We start from the raw sequence: 17,354 nt of genomic DNA on the forward strand, positions 1-17,354 counted from the left end.
GGCGCGTCGACGGCCGGGGCAGGGCGGGCGCAGCTCAGAGCGGCCGTCCACGGGCCGGGGCGGTCTCCAGTCCCTCGGTGAGTCCGGCGTCTTGGGCGATGAGCGCGGCGCGCACGCGGTTCCCGCAGCCCAGCTTGGCCAGTAGCCGGCTGATGTGGGCCTTCACTCCCCCTTCGCTCAGGTGGAGCGCGCTTCCGATCTCCTGGTTCGCCATGCCCTGGGCGACGAGCGCCAGCACCTCGCGCTCGCGCAGGGTGAGCTCACCGATGAGTGCGCGCGCCCGGTCGACGCGTTCGGTGTCGATCCGGGAGACGCTGTCGAGGACGTGTCTGGCGGCCTCCGGGTGGAGGACCGCTCCTCCCGCGGCCACCACTCGCACCGCCGCGACCAGGTCCTGCGGGTTGCCGCTCTTGAGCAGGCAGCCCGCGACACCGGCCCGCAGGATACGGTCGAGCTGACCGCCGCCCGGGGTGGACGCCAGCACCACCACTGCCGTCGCGGGGGACAGCCGGCGCACGGTGCGCGTGACCCGGGCGCCGTACATGCCCGCCATGCCGCTGTCGATCAGCAGCACGCCGAGTCGGTGGCGCAGGGTCATCCCGATCACCGCGCCCTCGTCCCCCGTGTCCGCGACGACGTCGATGCCCTGGGCCCGTTCGAGCGCCGCCCGGATCCCGCCGCGTACCAGCACCTCGTGGTCGGCTATGCCCACCATGACGGTCGCTTCGGGGCGCCGCACGATGTCCCCGGACGGTGTCCCGTGCGGCGGCGCCGTCCGAGGCACGGAGGCATACCGCGTGGTGCGGACCGGGCCGCGCGGCCCCTCGGCCCGGAGTGGGGGCTGTGCCATGTCGACTCCTCACAGACGCGTCGTGCGTCGGGCAGCGCCCCCGGCGCCGCTGCCGGTCTCTGCCCGTTCGGACGGGACGTTCTTCGGTGCGCGGGGCCCGTACATCGCCATCCCCGGGGATCGCCCGCTGCCAGTACCGCTGTCGACACGAGCAGATCGGCCCGCTGGTTCGGTCGGAGGTGTGTGACGTCCCTCCCGGTGCGACTGTCACGGCGTGCGCGCACGACCGGCCCCGGCCGTGCGCGTCGAAGAATCCAGGTCGCAGGCGTCGTCGGCGCCGCACCGGGGCACGGCTCAGATCCGGATGCGCAGTTCGCGCAGACCGCGCAGACCCGTTCGCTCGCGCCACCGGGGCTCCGCGGCGAGTTCGAGGCGCGGGTGCCGGCCCAGCAGGGCGGTGAAGGCGACGGCGGCCTCCATGCGGGCCAGCGGTGCGCCGACGCAGAAGTGCGCGCCGCCGCTCAGTGCCAGATGCCGGTTGTCGGGGCGGTTGATGTCGAATCGGTCCGGGTCCGGGAAGCGGTCCGGGTCCCGGTTGGCCGCGCCCAGGCTCAGCACCAGCCGGGCGCCGCGCGGCACCGGCACCCCGTGCAGGTCCAGGTCGGTCAGCGCCCGCCGGCCGACGGCCTGCGCGGGGCCGTCGTAGCGGAGCATCTTCTCGACCGCCGAGGGCACCGGGCCGGGCCCCGAGGAGCGCAGCAGGGCGAGTTGGTCCGGGTGGCGGAGCAGTGCGAGCATGCCGTTGGCGATCATGTTGGCGGTGGTCTCGTGTCCGGCGACCACCAACAGGGCGGCGGTGGAGAGCAGTTCGTCGGAGCTGAGCCGGTCGCCCTCGGCCTCCGCCCGGATCAGCCCGCTGAGGATGTCGTCGCCCGGGGCACGCCGGCGGCCGGCGGCCAGCTCGCGGAAGTACTCCACGATCCGGCGTCGGCCGCGCAGGCCTCGTTCCACGGCCTGCGGGGTGACGACGGGGTCGACGAGGTGGGCCATGTCCTCCGACCAGTCACGGACGTCGTCGCGGTCGCCCTCGGGGACGCCGAGCAGCTCGCAGATGACCTCCAGGGGCAGCGGGTAGGCGAAGTCGGCGACGAAGTCGCCCTCCCCCGTCCCCCAGCGGTCGAGCAGCCGGTCGGCGATCCGCTCGATCCGTTGTTCCAGGTAGGCGATGGAGCGCGGTGCGAACACCTTGTTGACGAGCGCGCGCAGCCGGGTGTGGCCGGGCGGGTCCATGAGGATCATGGACGGTGTGTCGCCGCCCGCCATGCGCTCGGTGTGCTCGTTGTCCTGGGCGGGGCCCGTGCTCGCGTTGTCCGCGCCGAGGCGTGGGTCGCGCAGCAGCGCGTGCACGTCCCGGTAGCGGGTGAGGAAGTGGAAGCCCGGCGGGTTCCAGTGCACGGGATCCGCTTCGCGCAGGGCGCGGTAGAGCGGGTAGGGGTCGGCCTGGACGGCGGGATCGGTCGGGTCGTAGTGGAGGGCTGCGGCCGTAGCCCGGCCCACGCTCATCCGGCGCGTCCCAGGCTGGTCCGGGTGGCCTCGGCGACGGCGGCCAGGTGGGGACGCATGAAGAGGGTGAAGTGGTTGCCGGTGACCGGGACGACGGTCAACTCGCCCAGTTCCACGGTGTCCCAGCCGTTCGGCGCCTCGAAGTGCATCGGCACCCGGTGGTCCTCCGGGGCCAGCGGCGCGAACCCTGCCTCCGGCTTGACCAGGACCACGGAGAGGTCCGAGGGGCCCGGCTCGTACTCGGCGAAGGCGCGCAGGCCCGCCTGGTAGGTGGCCACCAGGTTGACGAGGTGCGCCTCGTACGAGTCCGGGTCGCGGGCGCCGAGCGCGCGGGCGATCCGGTCGCCCTGCTCGTCGAGGGGGCGGGTCCGGTCGATTCCACAGCCGCAGGCGTCCAGGGCGAGGCAGACCATGTGCCGCAGGGCCAGGAGTTCCTCTACGGCCCTCAGGTCGTCGTCGGCGGGGGCGCCCCGGCCGGGCAGCGGGACGTAGGTGTCGTAGAGGACGACCCGCTGGACCGGCTCGCCGCGCTCGCGCAGCCGCCGTGCCGCCTCGTAGGCGACCATCCCGCCGAAGGAGTGCCCCCCGAGGAGGTACGGGCCGTGCGGCTGGACGTGCTGGATCTCGTCGGCGAGGAGGGTCGCGAGGTCCTCCAGGTCGTCGACGGGTTCCTCCTTGCCGTCCAGGCCCGGGATCTCGAAGGCGTGGCAGGCCCGGCCGTCGCCGAGCGCGCGGGCCAGGGCGGTCAGGTAGAGCGCGGAACCGCCGAGCCCGCCGACGCAGAAGAAGGGGCGGGGGGTGTTGAGCGGGAGGAGGTGGAGGGGGGCCGGGGCGCCCGGTTCCTCGGTGTCGGGTTCCGCGAGGAAGCGGGCTGCGGCGTCGATGGTCGGTACCTCCAGGAACAGGGTGTGCGGGATGCGGTATCCGAGCCAGTCGGAGAGCTGTGCCTGTAGGGCCGCCACGGACAGCGACTCCAGGGCGTACTCCTCCAGCGGGCGGGCGGTGTCCAACTCCGCTTCGGCAAGCTGGAGTTCGGTGGCGATATGCGCGACCAGCCAGTCGCGTACGGCGGCTGTGGAGAGCCCGGTGGCGGGTTCGGCGGCGCTCACCGTGCGGTCGGGGCCGGCGTCGGTGCGGGCCGGTGCCGCGAAGTGCCGGCGGGCGAGTTCCTGGGCCTGGGCGACGACGCACTCGACGAGTTCGAAGGAGGGCAGGCTGCCCGTGTGGTAGGTGTGGTGGCGGCCCTGTAGCGCTTCCAGCCGGTCCAGCGCGCCGGACCGCAGGTCGTCGGTGCCGAAGTGCGGCATGAACGCCCAGGCGCGCCGTAGCCGCACCTCCGTCAGACGGCCGCCGAGGGCCTCGATGTCCGGGGGCAGCAGTGCGGCGACGTCGTCGGGGCGGCCGTAGGAGTAGAAGGTGCGGACGTCGCTGTCCGGGTAGCGGTGGTGGTAGGCGACGCAGTGGCCGGTGGCGGCAGAGCTGTCGTTGTGCTGCTTCAGGAAGTGGAAGGCGCAGTCGGGCAGGCCGGAGGCGGTGGCGACGGTGGTGTGGTAGGCGTGGTCGCGGATCCGGGCGGCGAGCGCGCGCTCCTCGTCGGTGGCGTCCAGGAACGGCAGCGCGCGGTCCAGGGAGACGGTGAGCACCAGGTCGTCGGCCTCGATCAACTCCCCTTCGGTGCGCACCCGTACGCCGTCCGGGTGCCGTTCGACGGACTCGACGGGCGTCCCGAGCCGAAGGTCCCGCAGTTCCTCGGCGACCCTGCGCCACAGGGTGGCGAAGCCGCCCTTGACGGTGAACGCGCCGGGGTGGCCGAGGAGTTCGGGCTTGTTGCCCAACAGCCCTGTCATCTCGGCGTACTTGACGAAGTAGAGGGCGGGTACGTCGTCGTCCAGGTAGCCGTAGCCGGCGGCGGTGAAGCCGGCGCCGAAGGAGTCGGCCATGGCGTCGAGGCCGTGCTCGGCGAGCCATGTGCGCACGGGGGCGGCGAGGGCCTTCGCCGAGTGCGCGAGACCGGGTTCGCCGATGTGCGGGAACTCGCGGGCGCGCAGCGCCCGGTAGCGGCGGAAGGTGTCCTTGCGGAAGAAGGAGGTGTCCTGCGGGGCGGTCGTGCCGTGTTCGGCGTCGAGGATCCGGTAGGGCGTCGTGGGCTCGGTGGCCACGCCCAGTTCGGTGGCCAGTTCGGCGACCCGCTCGTACTGGTTGGTGCAGATGTGGCCGCCGAGGTCGTAGGCGTGGCCGTCGATCTCCGCGGTCTCGCACTTTCCGGCCACCGTGCCGGCGGCTTCCAGGACGGTGACGCGGTGCCCGGCGCGCTCCAGTTCGCGGGCGACGGTGAGACCGCTCGGTCCGGCGCCCACCACGACGACCCTGCGGGTGGCCGCAGGGGTTTTCCGGACCGGCCTCAACAGCCTTGCCAGTGCGGGTGGTTGGGGTTCGCCGCGGCGGGCGTGGGAGGCGGCCCGGTAGATCAGCGCGCGCAGGTGGTTCAGGGAGGCGGTGCTGTGCGGGGAGCGCGCGAGGGCGATGCCCAGGTCGGGCGGGGCGAGGGCGGGGTCGAAGGCGGTCCGGTCGACGGCCTCGTCGTCGGCGGGTGCCTCCAGGCGGAGTTCGGCGAGGTCGAACCAGGGGCAGCGGTCCCCCGGCCAGGCGCGGGCCGGATCGAGGGCGGTCTCCGTGGTGCCGGGATCGCCGTCCAGGGGGTGGAGCTGTGCCTGGACGAGGTTGCGGATCCCGGTGGTGCGCAGGCGGGCGTGCAACTCCGCGCGGAGGAAGGCGGGTTCGCGGGTGTCGCCGGCCGGGCGGGGGATCTCGTCCGGGGCGTCCGGCGGCCACCAGAGGTCTCCGTGGTCGAAGTCGCCGCGTACGACGGGTTCGTGGACGGGACGGACCCGGAAGCGGATGAGCCACTGCCGGCCGTCCTCGGCGACGAGGCCCTGCGGCACCTGGGAGTAGAAGTCGTAGGTGGCGTAGGAGGCGGCGGTACGGATGTTGTTCCAGATGACGGAACGGACCTCGGGCTTCTCGGCGATGACGTCGGCGCGTTCCTCGGGGGTGCCGAAGGTGCGCCGGAAGATCTCGGCGGTCGACGCGAAGAAGGTGGGGCCGGTGTTGAAGGTGAGGTCGAGGAGTCCGGTGCCGCCGGTGTCGCGGTCCAGGAGGCGGACGGTGAGGCCGCGGACGGTCGGTTTGACGTCGTCGGTGCCGACGGAGTTGCTGTAGCGGGCCAGCACGGGGAAGCGGCGGCCGGGGCGGAGGAAGCCGTGGGCGGGCAGCAGGGGCGCGTCGAGCACGGTGAGGGCGCCCAGGGCCGTGGTCGACGTGGCGTGGAAGAAGCGGTCGCGGCGGCCTGCCGAGGCGACGGTGAGCGAAGACAGGTCGATCAGCACCCGCCGGAAGTCGTCGTCGACGTCGTACAGGCGCGGGTCGTGGGGGCCTGCCGCGAGGATCAGGCCGTTGTCGGGGTTCATGAGGGGTCCTCGGTGGGGCGGCCGGGGGTCTCCGTCCGCCCCACCGACACCAGGAGGGTGCCGGGCTCGCGGTCGATCGCGCCGCTCAACAGGTCCGCCTTGCACATCCGGCGCCGTACTTTGCCGCTGGTGGTCTTGCGGACCAGGCCGGGACGGCCCAACACGACGGCGTGGGCGTGGAGTTGGTGGTCGGCGTGGACGATTTTGCGGACGGCGGCACAGATCTCGGCGGCGAGGTCGGCGTCGATCCGCTTGCGGCCGGTCTCGGCGAACACCACCAGCCGTTCGCCGACGCCGTCGCCCTCGGTGTCCGAGGGGAAGGTCTCCTCCGGGGAGAGGGCGAAGGCGACGACACCGCCGGGGCGTACGTCCCGGTGGCATTCCCGGACGCTGTCCTCGATGTCGGAGGGGTAGACGTTGCGCCCCCGGACGATGATCAGGTCCTTGATCCGGCCGGTCATGAACAGCTGGCCCTCGTGCAGGAATCCGAGATCGCCGGTGCGCAGGTACCCGGTGGGGTCGTCGTCGCCGGTGACGGTGGCGCGGAAGGTCTCGCGGGTCGCGTCGGGCCGGCCCCAGTAGCCCGCGGCGGTGGTCGAGGACCGCACCCAGATCTCGCCGACGCGCGTGGGAGGGCAGGGGACGCGGGTCTCGGGGTCGACGATCCGGATCATGTCCCCGGGCTTGCTGGAGAACCCGCAACCGTAGTACTCCACGGTGCGCCCCGCGTCCTGCGCGTCTGTCTCGGAGAGGGCCGTGCGCGTGTCGGCCTCGACGGGCACCACGTCGCCCTCGGCGAGCGCCTGCCTGTCGAGCCGCAGGACGCCCTGGCCCCGGTTGGTGACGCTGGCCGTGTTCTCGGCCAGGCCGTAGGCGCCGTAGAAGACGTCGGGGCGGATCCGGCTCGCGGCGAAGGCGTCGAGGAAGGCGCGGATGGTGCGGGTGCGGATGGGTTCGGCGGCGGTGACGGCCATCTCCAGGGCGGAGAGGTCCCAGCCCGCGCGCATCTCGGGGGTGGTCCTGCGGACGGCCAGTTCGTAGGCGAAATTCGGCGCCGAGGTGATGGTGGCGCGGACCCGGGACATGACGTCCAGCCAGATCGAGGGGCGTTGCAGGAAGGTGAGCGGCGACAGGATGTGGGTCGCCGAGTTGCCGACGGCGGTGCTGAGGATGACGTTGATCAGCCCCATGTCGTGGTACTGGGGAAGCCAGAACACGCCTCGGGTGTCGTCGTCCAGGCGCAGGTCGGTCACGTTGGCGGCGATCTCGTGGACGATGTTGCCGTGGGTGACCATGACGCCCTTGGGTGTTCCGGTGGAGCCCGAGGTGTACTGGAGGAAGGCGGTCTCGTCCGGGTCGGCGGGCCGGTACCAGGCGTCGGGGTCGCAGGTGGAGCGGCTCCGGCGGCCGGGGCGGCGGTCGGTGCGATACCAGGGGATGCGGGGCCAGTCGTGCTCGGAACGGCCGAGGAGGCGGCCGACGGAGGCGGCCCGGCGAGTGCGGTCGAAGAGGCCGTTGGTGAGGGCGGCCCGGGCGCCGGAACTCTCGGCGACGGCCGCGAAGCCGGCCAGGTCGCGGGTGAGGCGGAAGGGGTTCGGCGGGTAGACCGGCACGGGCAGCACGCCGGCCGCCAGACAGCCCAGGAACGCCTTCACGAAGTCGAGCGAGGGCGGATAGACGAGCACCGCACGGTCTCCGGGGGCCAGCCCCCATAAGGGCAGTGCGCGGGCGATGTCGTCCACCGCCTCGGTGAGTTCTGCGGCCCGGAGGGTCTCGGCGTCCTCTCCGTGGTCGTCGACAAAGGTGAAAAGGAGCCGGTCGGGATCTTTTTCATAGAGATCCCGCAGAGCGGACAACAGTGAATTTCGCTGTGCGGCGACGAGCGTCATTGGGCCATCCTGTAGCGGGGGAACAGGGGTACACCAAAAAGCCGATCACACCGGCGAATAGTCAGCCAGGTGTTGTTGCACGCTCAAGAATTTACGGCTGGTCCAGTCCATTGTCAATGGCGAACGGAACAACCGCCTCCACCACTCTGACCTGGACTCTCGTTAGCATTTCGGACATCGACACACACCTGGCGAGAACCGGCACGCACCTTTCTGTGAGTTCCCCAAGAAAAGAGGAGACTTCCCCGGCGCACACCCGGTGGGGACCCGACCGTTTTTCAGGGCTTTTCTTTCGCCGTTAATTAATTTGACGCACGTAAACAACCCGTGACGATTCATGGACGGCGGATTACACGGGCCCCGGACGCACTGCGCGCGGTTTCGGTTCCCGGCCGCCGCTGTGGTCTGCCCCACTGCGCAGAGATCGAACCGCGCGGTGCCGCCGGCCGTGTTGTGGCCGCGCTCCCGCACAGAGGGGCATCCACGAAAGGTGACCGCGACATGAAAGCCCTGCGCATCGTCCTCATGACCCACGGCACCCGCGGCGACGTCCAGCCGCTGGTGGCACTCGGCCGGGAGTTCGCCCGGCGCGGGCACACGCCCGTACTCGCGGTCCCGGTCGGATCCGCCGACATGGTGCGGACGGCCGGCCTGCACCTGGAGGAACTGCCCGTGAACTGGAGGGAGTTCCTCTCCTCCCCGACACCGGACCGGAGTTGGGTGACCTCCGGCGACAGCACGGAGTTCCTCGCCGGACTGCGCACGGTGATGGCCGCGCACACCGCGGACATCGCCCGCACCCTGTACCGGGTGTGCGAGGGGGCCGACCTGATCGTCTCCGGTTCGCTCACCGAGGACATCGCGACGCTGATCGCCGAGGCCCGCCGGATCCCGCTGACGCTGCTGCACCTCTTTCCGGTGCGGCCCAACGACGCGGTCCCGAACCCGTTCGTGTCCAGCGAGGTGTCGACCGAGCCCGGCGCCAACCTGAAGACGCACACCGCATACGAAAGCGCCTCCTGGCAGCTGCGCCGGGACGGCGTCAACCGGCTCCGCGAAGCCTTCGGGCTCCACCCCACCGACTTCTCCACCCCGGCGCGGGCCCGGATGCTGGGCGCGCTGGAGATCCAGGGCTACAGCAAGCTGCTGGTGCCCGGAGTCGAGTGGCCCGCCCACCGCCCCTTCGCCGGGTGGCTGGAGTTGACCGGCGAGCACCGGGCGGCGGTGGCGGAACACGGGCTGGACGCCGGACTGGAGCGCTGGCTGGACGCCGGTGACGCCCCCGCCTACTTCGGTTTCGGCAGCACACTGCTGGCCGATCCGGCGGCCGTCCTCTCGGTGATCGAGCGGGTCAGCGGAGAGCTGGGGATACGCGCGGTGGTGACCGCGGGCTGGGCCGGGCTGCCCGCCGGCGCGGTCCGTGACCCGGCGCGGGTCCGGGTGGTCGACAGCGCGGACCTCACCGCGCTGCTCCCCCGCTGCCGCCTCGCCGTGCACCACGGCGGCTCCGGCACCACCGGGTCCGCGGTCCGCGCCGGGGTGCCGGCGCTCGTGACGGGCGGGATGCTCGACCAGCCCATGTGGGGCGAGTTGGTGCGGCGGCGGGGCGTGGGCCTGCGTCTGCCGTTGCACGGCCTGGACGCGGACGAACTGCGGAGCGCGCTGGAGCGGTTGGGTGAACGCCGCATGGTGGAGGCCGCGCGGAACCTGGGGAGGGCGGTGCGCGCGGAGGGCGACGGGGTGCGGCGGGCGGCGGACCTCGCTCTGGCGTTCGCGGCACGGGGGCGCGAACGGCGGGTGCCGGCGCCGAGGGTTCGATCCCAGGCGTGACGGGGGACGGCGTCCGGGGAAACGGAGGCCGTCGTTGGGCGGACCGTCCGGGCGGCCGGTCGCGCCCGCGCCGGATCCGTCGGCCGGCCAGGTCCCGCGCGCCTGTCGGGACGCGCGAGCGTGAGCCGTCATCTCCCGGGTGAACCGTGATCGGACCAGTTGGCCACAGACCCCGCCGGCCCCCGAAGGCGCACAGCAGCCGGTAGAGCGGAACGACCGCGGCGGGGTCCACCAGGACATCCGGCGCCGGACGGCGGCGATCGGCATCGATACGGACACGAGCGCGGCGTTGCCCCACCTGGCCGCCGCCGGGAAGGCGGAGCCGGGCGGACCCGGCGCGGCGCCCGTGGCGAGCAGGAACGCGTACGGCCGGCGCATGAAGACCCGAGGCGTACCGACGGCGATGCCTGGCAGGGACACCAAGCCGGAGCCGCCGAACCGGCGGAGCGTGTCGGCGGGACGCCGGGTGTGGACGAGCCCGGTGAGCAGACACCCCTTGAGCCGACAAGTGCGCTGCATACTCCAGGCCCAGGGACGTGCGGGGCTCTCCGCCCAGGTAGTGGAGTCGGCGGTCTCGACCCGGTGTCCGGTCGCGGCCAGCCGCTCGGTCTTGTCCCCCATCTCCGTATGGGACTCGGGGGCTGGGCCGGTCGTCGGCTTGTCGGCTTGTCGGCTCGTCGAGGAAGAACACCCGCGGGGTGTCGAGCGAGGTGTACGACCAGCGGCAGCGCGCAAGCCGGGGCCCGGGGCTCGGACCCGGGGGGTACGGGATTCTCGGGACAGGGCGGCGAGTGGTGCGGCCGTGCGCGGAAGGAAGCGCGCGACCGCACCGCTCGGTGAGGGGACGTGGTGCCGGGGTGACGCGGGGTCAGATCTTCAGGGAGACGTACTCCTTGCCCTGGGCGTTCTCCACCACGATCTTGGAGACGTCGTCGACAGGGACGTCGGCGGAGCCGTCCAGGTTGGCTCCCTTGTCCTGGTCGGCGACGACCCAGCTCCCGGCGATCTCCCGGTGACCGTCCTTGCTCACCACGACGAGACGGCAGTGCTCGCCGACCGGGATGCCGGCGACGGAGGCGTTGACCCGGACCCAGGAGGCAGCCGGGGTCACCCGGACCGTCATCCGGCCGCCGGCCGCGCTGGTGCCCGAGGCGACCTTGGTGCCGGCCGGGGGCAGCGTGGCGGGTGCCGAGACCGAGGACTGCGGAGGGCCGGCGACCTCACCGGCCGTGCCCATGCTCCGCCCGATGAGCACCCCGCCGCCGAGAACGGCCGCGGCGGCGACCACGGCCACCGCGGCCAGCAAGGTGCCGCGCCGACGGAACGCGCTGTCGCGTTCGTTGCGCACCTGCCGGAGCGTGCGCTGGAGGAGCAGATCACCGCCTTCCGGCGGACCGTCGAGGAACGCCTCCGGCGGCACGTCACCGAGTGCCGACCCCATCTCCCGCAATCCGTCCAGTTCTTCGCGGCACCTGTCGCACGACGCCACATGTTCGTCGACGGTCCGCGCCTCCTGCCCGTCGAGCGTGCCGAGGGCGTAGGCGCCGAGCAGAGCGCCGCCGTGTTCCTTGATGCTCATGCCGCCACCTCCTTCAACACGACGAGCTTCGCTGTCGTGGGCTTGTCCTTGTACAGGTCCCGAAGTTGCCTCAGGGCATAGTGTGATCGGGATTTGACGGTGCCGGGAGGTATTCCGAGGGACTGGGCGGCCTCGTCGACGCTGCGGCCCTGGAAGTAGATCTCATGGAGCACGTCGCGGTGGTCCGGTGACAGCCGGTCGAGGGCCTCCATCACGAGCATCGAGTCCACCACGCCGTCCGCGTGGTCCCGCTCCACCGGGGCGGTGCTCACCGACTCGGCGACCTCCGTGGGCCGGACGGCCTTGGCCCGGAACCGGTCGGTGACGATGTTGCGGGCCACGGTCAGCAGCCAGCCCCGGACCGAACCCTTGCCGTTGAGGAGCGCCTCCTGGTTCTTCCAGGCGCGGATCAGGGTCTCCTGGACCACGTCCTCCGCGGCGGCGTGGTCGTTCGTGAGCCGCTGGGCATAGGCGAGAAGAGCTCTGCCGTGCTCCTCGTACAAGGAGCGGATGAACACCTCATCGCTCGTTCTCTGCTTGTCCCGCGCGCGGGACCACAGCGCCGCCATCCGCTTTCTCCCGTCCTCTCTGGGCCGACGCGTGATACACGCGCGGCAGCCGGAGCCGGTTCGATCTCGTTCGGACTTCTTTCACGCCCCCCGCGAGGGCGGGTCAGGCCGCCCGGCAGTGCCGTCCGTCGTTCAGGCAGGCGACCAGCGCGGCCATCTGGCGATCCGTCATGACGTTGATGAACATGCCGTGATCGGTACTGGGGTCGCGCTTCTCCTCAGGGAAGGAGTCCACCGCGTACCGGACACCGGGCGGCACCAAATAGGTCAGCGTGACGCGCAGCTGCGGCACGGCGAAGGTGGCGTGCGGGCAGACGCCGTCGCCGGCCGGGAACACGGCTTGGGCACGGTGGTCCGGGCTGTCGAGGGAGAGTCCGTCCCAGCAGCTGGGGAAGTCCAGGGTGCGCGTCGGTCCGCTGCCCTCCGGGCACAGCGTGTACTTGGTGCTGAAGCGGTCCTGGTAGCCGGAACAACCCCACTGCGCATGGACGTTGGCGCTGCCCGTGTAGAGCGCGACGGCGTCGCCGGTGATCAGGCGCAGGAACCGGGGCATGGCCACGACCTTGCTCACCGGGTTGCCGCGGTACTCGATCACGACGGAGGCCGGTGTCAGGATCTGGCCCATGTTGTCGTCGAGGCCGCCGCCGACGCTGTGCGCGTCCGCGCCGGTACGGTCCAGTCGGCGCAGCACCGGCCAGTAGTACGTGGAGCGGTCACCGCCCACGCAGGTGGTGCCGGCCCCCGCCAACTCGGCGTTGCTGGACATGGCGTCGGTCGACAGGTTGCCCACGTAGTCGTGGATGTGATGGGCCGAACCCGTGACACCCGGCGAGCTCACCAGGTTGTCGGCGTTGCGGTGCCCGTTCCGGTTGCGGCCGCAGTCCTCCGTGTAGGTACCGGTGGCGGCGTCCGGTCCGGTGGCGGGCAGCACCTGCCGGGGCACGGAGGCGATGTCGACGTAGCGGTCCGCGGCGGGTGCGTCCATGGCCATCGCCGGTCGGCCGGCGACGATGGCACCGGCTACGAGGACGGCCGAGACGCCGACCGCCGCGGGCAGAAGGATACGGAGTAGACGGGCTCTCGAGCGGAAGAGTCTGATCCACACGCGAGCAGAGTGACAGAGTTGTCCAGACCAATTCAAGTTGAGGGTTGGACTATGACGGGATCTCTACCCTGCCTGCCCGGTCGGCACCCGTTGTTGAACCGAGAGTCAGTTGAGGAGCCGACCGCGGACCGCGCCTCCGCCGGTGCGGAAGGGCCCTGGACGTCGACCGTGCCGGGGATCGCCAAAATGTTCTGTACGGTCTGCGCCCCACCGCACCGCCGAACTCGCCGCTACGGCACGGGAGTCCGGCGCTGCGGTGCGCCAGCGCGCGCCTCCACGGGCCGTCTGCGACTGCCGCATCGGCTGTGCCCAGGGACCGACGCGGGACCAGCTGTACGCGGGTCCGGAACGACAACGGATGCGGCAAGACGCCTGGTCGATCGAGTGGGACGCATGGTCTGCTCACTGGTAGCGGCGTCTCGCCCCGGTGATCCCGCCCCCCAGTCCGCGAGGCATGTCGCGCGTTCGGCGCGCTCGCACCCGTCACGAAGCAGGCGACCCATACCGGCCGAACCGTTCCTGTTGACCCGTCTGCCCAGGGTCGCCTCCGCCCGCAGGAATATCCCTTTCCCCGATGCCTCCAGCTTGCCGCCAGGACCGTGCGGAGGCATCGGGCGCATGACGCCGAAGCGGCTGCACCGCCACAGGCGACCGGCGGGGATACGGGGATACGGGGATACGGGGACAACCGGAGTCCGCCAGTGGCGCCCCGGCCGTCGGAGCGGTGCACGATCCGTCGCTCCGTCCGTCACTGGTCACCCCTCGGCCCGCCGGGTTCCGCCCCGCAGGGCGATGTCCCGGGCGAGCGTCAGGCTCCCGATCAGCTCGGCGCGGGTGCCGAGGGCGGACGCGACGACCAGGACGCGGTTGTCGAAACCCGGTTGGGCGAGCCGTTCGATCGAGTCGCGGACGCCGTCGACGAACGCCTCGCCCGCCTGGCTCATCTCGCCGCCGATGACCACGGCCGCGGGGTCGAGCAGTGCGCACAGATTCGCCAGGACACGGCCGAGGGTCCGACCGGATTCGGCGAAGATCTTTCGGGCCACCGGGTGCTGGGCGATCTCCGGCAGCCGGGCCCGCAGATCGGTGTCGCCCGGGTAGAAGTGCCGGACCTGCTGGAGCACCTGGCGGACCGAGACGATGGTCTCCAGGCAGCCCCGGTTGCCGCACCGGCACCAGTCCCCGTCCGGGATCACCTGGGTGTGCCCGATCTCGCCCGCGGCTCCGAAACTGCCGCTGACCGGGATCCCGTGGACGATGAGGCCCGCTCCGATGCCGTCGGACGCCTTGACGTAGATCAGGTTGCCGCGGTGGTCGGCGCCGCCGTGCCGGTGTTCGGCGAGGGCTCCGAGGTTCGCGTCGTTGTCGAGGGAGACGGTCAGTCCCGTCCGGGAGCCCAGTTCGGCCGCGAGATCGAGTCCGGCCCAGCTGGACAGGATGGTGGGCGAGGCGATCGCCCGTTTGCTCATGTCCAGCGGCCCGGGTATGCCGACGGCGCACGCGCTCACGGGCCCGTCGACGGTGAACCTGACTTCCTCGACCGTCCGCCGGATCATGTCGGCCGTGGTGTCCAGGGCCGCGGTCGGCCGCGTGTCCACATCGATCGCCACCCGGCGTTCCGCCCGGATGGTCAGGTCGAGGGTGGCCGCGGCGACGGTGAGATGCCGGTGGCTGACGTCGACTCCGATGACCGCGCCGGCCGGGTAGCGCGGCCGAAGGCGTCGGCCGGGGCGCCCACGGCCACCCTTGTTCTCCCCCTGGTGCTCGGTCAGGAGTTCCTCGGCGAGGAGGTCGCGGACGACGGCCGCGACGACCGGACGGCTCAGGCCGAGCGCCGTCTGCAGTTCGGGGCGCGACGCGCTCCCGTGCCGCCGGACATGGGTCAGGACCGCGTCGCGTACCGACACGTGTCACCTCCTTGTGAGGGCGTCAATTTATGTCCGCCAAGTGCGGAATTCCAGAGGGTTGACGCATCGATTCTGCGGTTTTAACTTCCTTGAGCGTTCGATCTTTTACAGAGCCACCTGCTTTGACTCGAATTCTGTCCATGGGGGACATAAATCGTCGGGCACTTCAGTGGTGAGGAGTTCGCATGGAGCTCGATCGGAGATCGGTAAGACACAACGGCACCCGTTTACGCCGTACGGCGCTGATCGCGGGAGTGAGCGCTGCGCTGATCGCCGGGGGCACGGCCGCGGCTCCCGGCGCCTCGGGCGCGGGCGGCGCGGGCGTGACAATCAAGGTGTCCCCGCGCGTGGCCGCCCTCATCGCCCGGATGACGCTGGACGAGAAACTGTCCTTCGTCCACGGCGGCACCGATCCGAAGACGCTCGGCCAGGCCGGATACATCCCGGGGGTGCCCCGTCTCGGCATCCCCGAACTGCGGCTCACCGACGGCCCGGCGGGCGTCCGGGTGAACGAGCACGCCACCGCGATGCCGGCACCGGTCGCCCTCGCCTCGTCCTTCGACGACGGGCTGGCCCGGGAGTTCGGCCGGGCCGTCGGACGCGACGGCCGTGCGCTCGGCCAGGACGTCCTGCTCGCCCCCATGACGAACACCATCCGAGTGCCGTACGCAGGGCGGAACTTCGAGACCTTCAGCGAGGACCCGCTGCTCAACTCCCGCATGGTGGCCGGCGAGGTCGAGGGCGTGCAGAGCCAGGGTCTGATCGCCACCGTCAAGCACTACGCGGAGAACAACCAGGAAGACAACCGCATGGGGGTGAACGTCAACGTCGACGAGCAGACCCTGCGTCAGATCGAGTTGCCCGCCTTCGAGGCCGCCGTCAAGGCCGGCGCCGGAGCGGTGATGTGCTCGTACAACTCGGTGAACGGCAGCCACGGGTGCGGCAGCGAGGAACTGCTCGACTCGATCCTCAAGGAGCAGTGGGGCTTTTCGGGCTGGGTCATGTCGGACTGGGGCGCGACCCACGCGACGACCGACATCGTGAACGGCCTCGACCAGGAGATGCCCAACGGGGTCTACCTGGGCGGGGAACTGAAGACCGCGATAACCGACGGCACCATTCCCGTCTCGGAACTCAATGATTCGGTCGCGCGCATTCTGCAGCAGATGACGAAATTCGGTCTCCTCGACGGTGCGGCCACCCGGCGGCCCGCACGCGATACGAAAGGCGGCGCGAAAGTCGCCCAGAAGGTGGCCGAATCCGGCGCGGTCCTGCTGAAGAACACCGGCGGAGCACTTCCGCTGACCGGCAAGGACACCAGCATCGGACTCATCGGCCCGACCGCGAAGACGCCGAAGGTCACCGGAGGCGGCAGCTCCAGCGTCGTACCGGACTCCGCGGCCTCGCCGCTGGACACCATCGGCGCGCGGGCCGGACGGCACACCGCGGTGCGCTACGCGGCCGGCGTCGACACCGGCGACCCCATCCCCGCCTCGGCCCTCAGCCCCGCCCTGCCGGTCGACGCGGACGGCACGATCCCCGTCACACCGGACGCCTCCTTCAACTACAGCGGCACCCTCACCGTGCCCACCGACGGCGACTACTCCTTCGTCTTCGACCTCCCCGCCGCCTACGGCCTGCTGAGGATCGACGGAAACAACGTCATCACCGGCTTCCTCGGCTCCAGCACCGCCACGGTGCACCTCACGGCGGGCACGCACAGCCTCGCGGCCGGCGCTTTCGCGATCCAGGGCGGCCCGACGAAGGTCCGGCTGAACTGGGTCACCCCCCAGGCCGCGCAGGCCGCCCGCGAGCAGGCGGTGGCCCTGGCCCGCCAGGTGAAGACCCCCGTCGTGTTCGCCTACGACGACGGCACCGAGGGCTTCGACCGGAAGAACCTCTCCCTGCCGGCCGACCAGGACGGGCTCATCTCCGCCGTCGCCGACGCCAACCCGAACACGATCGTCGTCCTCAACACCGGGTCGTCGATCACCATGCCGTGGCTGTCCAAGGTCAAGGCGGTCCTCGACATGTACTACCCCGGGGAGAACGGCGCCGAGGCGACCACCGGGCTGCTCTACGGCGACGTGAACCCCTCGGGCAGGCTCACCCAGACGTTCCCCGCGAGCGAGTCCGTCACACCGGTGGCCGGCGACCCGCTCAGGTACCCAGGAGTGGGCAACCAGGAGAACTACTCCGAGGGCATCTACGTAGGCTACCGCTGGTACGACAAGGAGCAGGCCGCCCCGCTCTTCCCCTTCGGCTACGGGCTGTCGTACACCTCCTTCGCCTACCGCGACCTCGCGGTACGGCAGAGTCACGGCGGGTTGACCGTCTCGTTCACCCTGAAGAACACCGGCTCCCGCGATGGTGCCGAGGTCGCCCAGGTCTACGTCGGCGCGAGCCCGGGGACCACCGAGCCGCAGGCGGTGCGCTCGCTCGGCGGCTACCAGAAGGTGCGGCTGCGCGCCGGGCAGTCGACGACCGTACGCATCCGGGTCGACGCCCAGCAGCTGAAGTACTGGAACACGTCCTCCCACAGCTGGGTGCTCGGCACCGGGAAACGGGACGTGTGGGTCGGCTCCTCGTCGCGGACGCTCCCCCTGCACGGCAGCGTCGGCGTCACCCGCTGACCGCGCTTCCACCCCCCACCAG

Annotated in this window: 10 protein-coding genes; 2 read left to right on the top strand and 8 right to left on the bottom strand. The window is 71.5% G+C overall.

All coding sequences use genetic code 11. The features are described 5' to 3' along the window. Positions 1-34: 34 nt before the first annotated feature. The 4 genes from ACQHII_RS00370 to ACQHII_RS00385 form a co-directional block, all read right to left on the bottom strand. Entirely contained in the window at positions 35-850 is an 816-nt protein-coding gene (locus ACQHII_RS00370) for a LuxR C-terminal-related transcriptional regulator (protein ID WP_427917227.1), read from the bottom strand. Between the two features lie 294 nt (positions 851-1,144). Beyond that, positions 1,145-2,353 (bottom strand): cytochrome P450, encoded by a 1,209-nt coding sequence (locus ACQHII_RS00375; RefSeq protein WP_427917228.1) that lies wholly within the window; start codon positions 2,351-2,353, stop codon positions 1,145-1,147. After that, complete coding sequence (locus tag ACQHII_RS00380) at positions 2,350-5,820, bottom strand: alpha/beta fold hydrolase (protein ID WP_427917229.1); 3,471 nt, start codon at positions 5,818-5,820, stop codon at positions 2,350-2,352. The genes ACQHII_RS00375 and ACQHII_RS00380 overlap by 4 nt, the downstream gene beginning before the upstream one ends. Beyond that, entirely contained in the window at positions 5,817-7,709 is a 1,893-nt protein-coding gene (locus tag ACQHII_RS00385) for a fatty acyl-AMP ligase (RefSeq protein WP_427917230.1), read from the bottom strand. Before ACQHII_RS00385 ends, ACQHII_RS00380 begins: the two co-directional genes overlap by 4 nt. A 501-nt stretch (positions 7,710-8,210) precedes the next feature. Here ACQHII_RS00385 and ACQHII_RS00390 point away from each other — a divergent pair. Then, on the top strand, positions 8,211-9,539 hold the full coding sequence (locus tag ACQHII_RS00390) for a glycosyltransferase (RefSeq protein ID WP_427917231.1): 1,329 nt from the start codon (positions 8,211-8,213) through the stop codon (positions 9,537-9,539). 868 nt (positions 9,540-10,407) lie between these two features. Here the strand turns inward: ACQHII_RS00390 and ACQHII_RS00395 are convergent. The 4 genes from ACQHII_RS00395 to ACQHII_RS00410 all read right to left on the bottom strand — a co-directional run bounded on the left by ACQHII_RS00395 (position 10,408) and on the right by ACQHII_RS00410 (position 14,699). Beyond that, positions 10,408-11,118 carry a zf-HC2 domain-containing protein gene (locus ACQHII_RS00395; protein ID WP_427917232.1) on the bottom strand — a complete coding sequence of 237 codons (711 nt, stop codon included), beginning with the start codon at positions 11,116-11,118 and terminating at the stop codon, positions 10,408-10,410. Continuing rightward, positions 11,115-11,687, bottom strand: a complete 573-nt coding sequence (locus ACQHII_RS00400) for a sigma-70 family RNA polymerase sigma factor (protein ID WP_427917234.1) — start codon at positions 11,685-11,687, stop codon at positions 11,115-11,117. The genes ACQHII_RS00395 and ACQHII_RS00400 overlap by 4 nt, the downstream gene beginning before the upstream one ends. A gap of 103 nt (positions 11,688-11,790) precedes the next feature. Further along, the gene (locus ACQHII_RS00405) at positions 11,791-12,672 is read right to left on the bottom strand and encodes a DUF1996 domain-containing protein (protein ID WP_427917235.1); all 882 of its coding nucleotides are present in this window, start codon (positions 12,670-12,672) and stop codon (positions 11,791-11,793) included. Positions 12,673-13,547: 875 nt separating this feature from the next. After that, entirely contained in the window at positions 13,548-14,699 is a 1,152-nt protein-coding gene (locus tag ACQHII_RS00410) for an ROK family protein (protein ID WP_427917236.1), read from the bottom strand. 185 nt (positions 14,700-14,884) lie between these two features. On the opposite strand from ACQHII_RS00410, the gene ACQHII_RS00415 reads away from it, so the two are divergent. Continuing rightward, positions 14,885-17,332 carry a glycoside hydrolase family 3 C-terminal domain-containing protein gene (locus ACQHII_RS00415; protein ID WP_427917237.1) on the top strand — a complete coding sequence of 816 codons (2,448 nt, stop codon included), beginning with the start codon at positions 14,885-14,887 and terminating at the stop codon, positions 17,330-17,332. Positions 17,333-17,354: the final 22 nt, after the last annotated feature.

It is taken from the genome of Streptomyces sp. cg40 (assembly GCF_050320165.1).
GTDB classification, from domain to species: Bacteria; Actinomycetota; Actinomycetes; order Streptomycetales; family Streptomycetaceae; genus Streptomyces; species Streptomyces hokutonensis.

What these genes read in the sequence shown, in the direction of transcription:
- ACQHII_RS00385 (WP_427917230.1), bottom strand. Translation starts at nt 7,709, where the DNA reads ATGACGCTCGTCGCCGCACAGCGAAATTCACTGTTGTCCGCTCTGCGG.
- ACQHII_RS00395 (WP_427917232.1), bottom strand. Translation starts at nt 11,118, where the DNA reads ATGAGCATCAAGGAACACGGCGGCGCTCTGCTCGGCGCCTACGCCCTC.
- ACQHII_RS00405 (WP_427917235.1), bottom strand. Translation starts at nt 12,672, where the DNA reads ATGGACGCACCCGCCGCGGACCGCTACGTCGACATCGCCTCCGTGCCC.
- ACQHII_RS00375 (WP_427917228.1), bottom strand. Translation starts at nt 2,353, where the DNA reads ATGAGCGTGGGCCGGGCTACGGCCGCAGCCCTCCACTACGACCCGACC.
- ACQHII_RS00400 (WP_427917234.1), bottom strand. Translation starts at nt 11,687, where the DNA reads ATGGCGGCGCTGTGGTCCCGCGCGCGGGACAAGCAGAGAACGAGCGAT.
- ACQHII_RS00370 (WP_427917227.1), bottom strand. Translation starts at nt 850, where the DNA reads ATGGCACAGCCCCCACTCCGGGCCGAGGGGCCGCGCGGCCCGGTCCGC.
- ACQHII_RS00380 (WP_427917229.1), bottom strand. Translation starts at nt 5,820, where the DNA reads ATGAACCCCGACAACGGCCTGATCCTCGCGGCAGGCCCCCACGACCCG.
- ACQHII_RS00415 (WP_427917237.1), top strand. Translation starts at nt 14,885, where the DNA reads ATGGAGCTCGATCGGAGATCGGTAAGACACAACGGCACCCGTTTACGC.
- ACQHII_RS00390 (WP_427917231.1), top strand. Translation starts at nt 8,211, where the DNA reads ATGAAAGCCCTGCGCATCGTCCTCATGACCCACGGCACCCGCGGCGAC.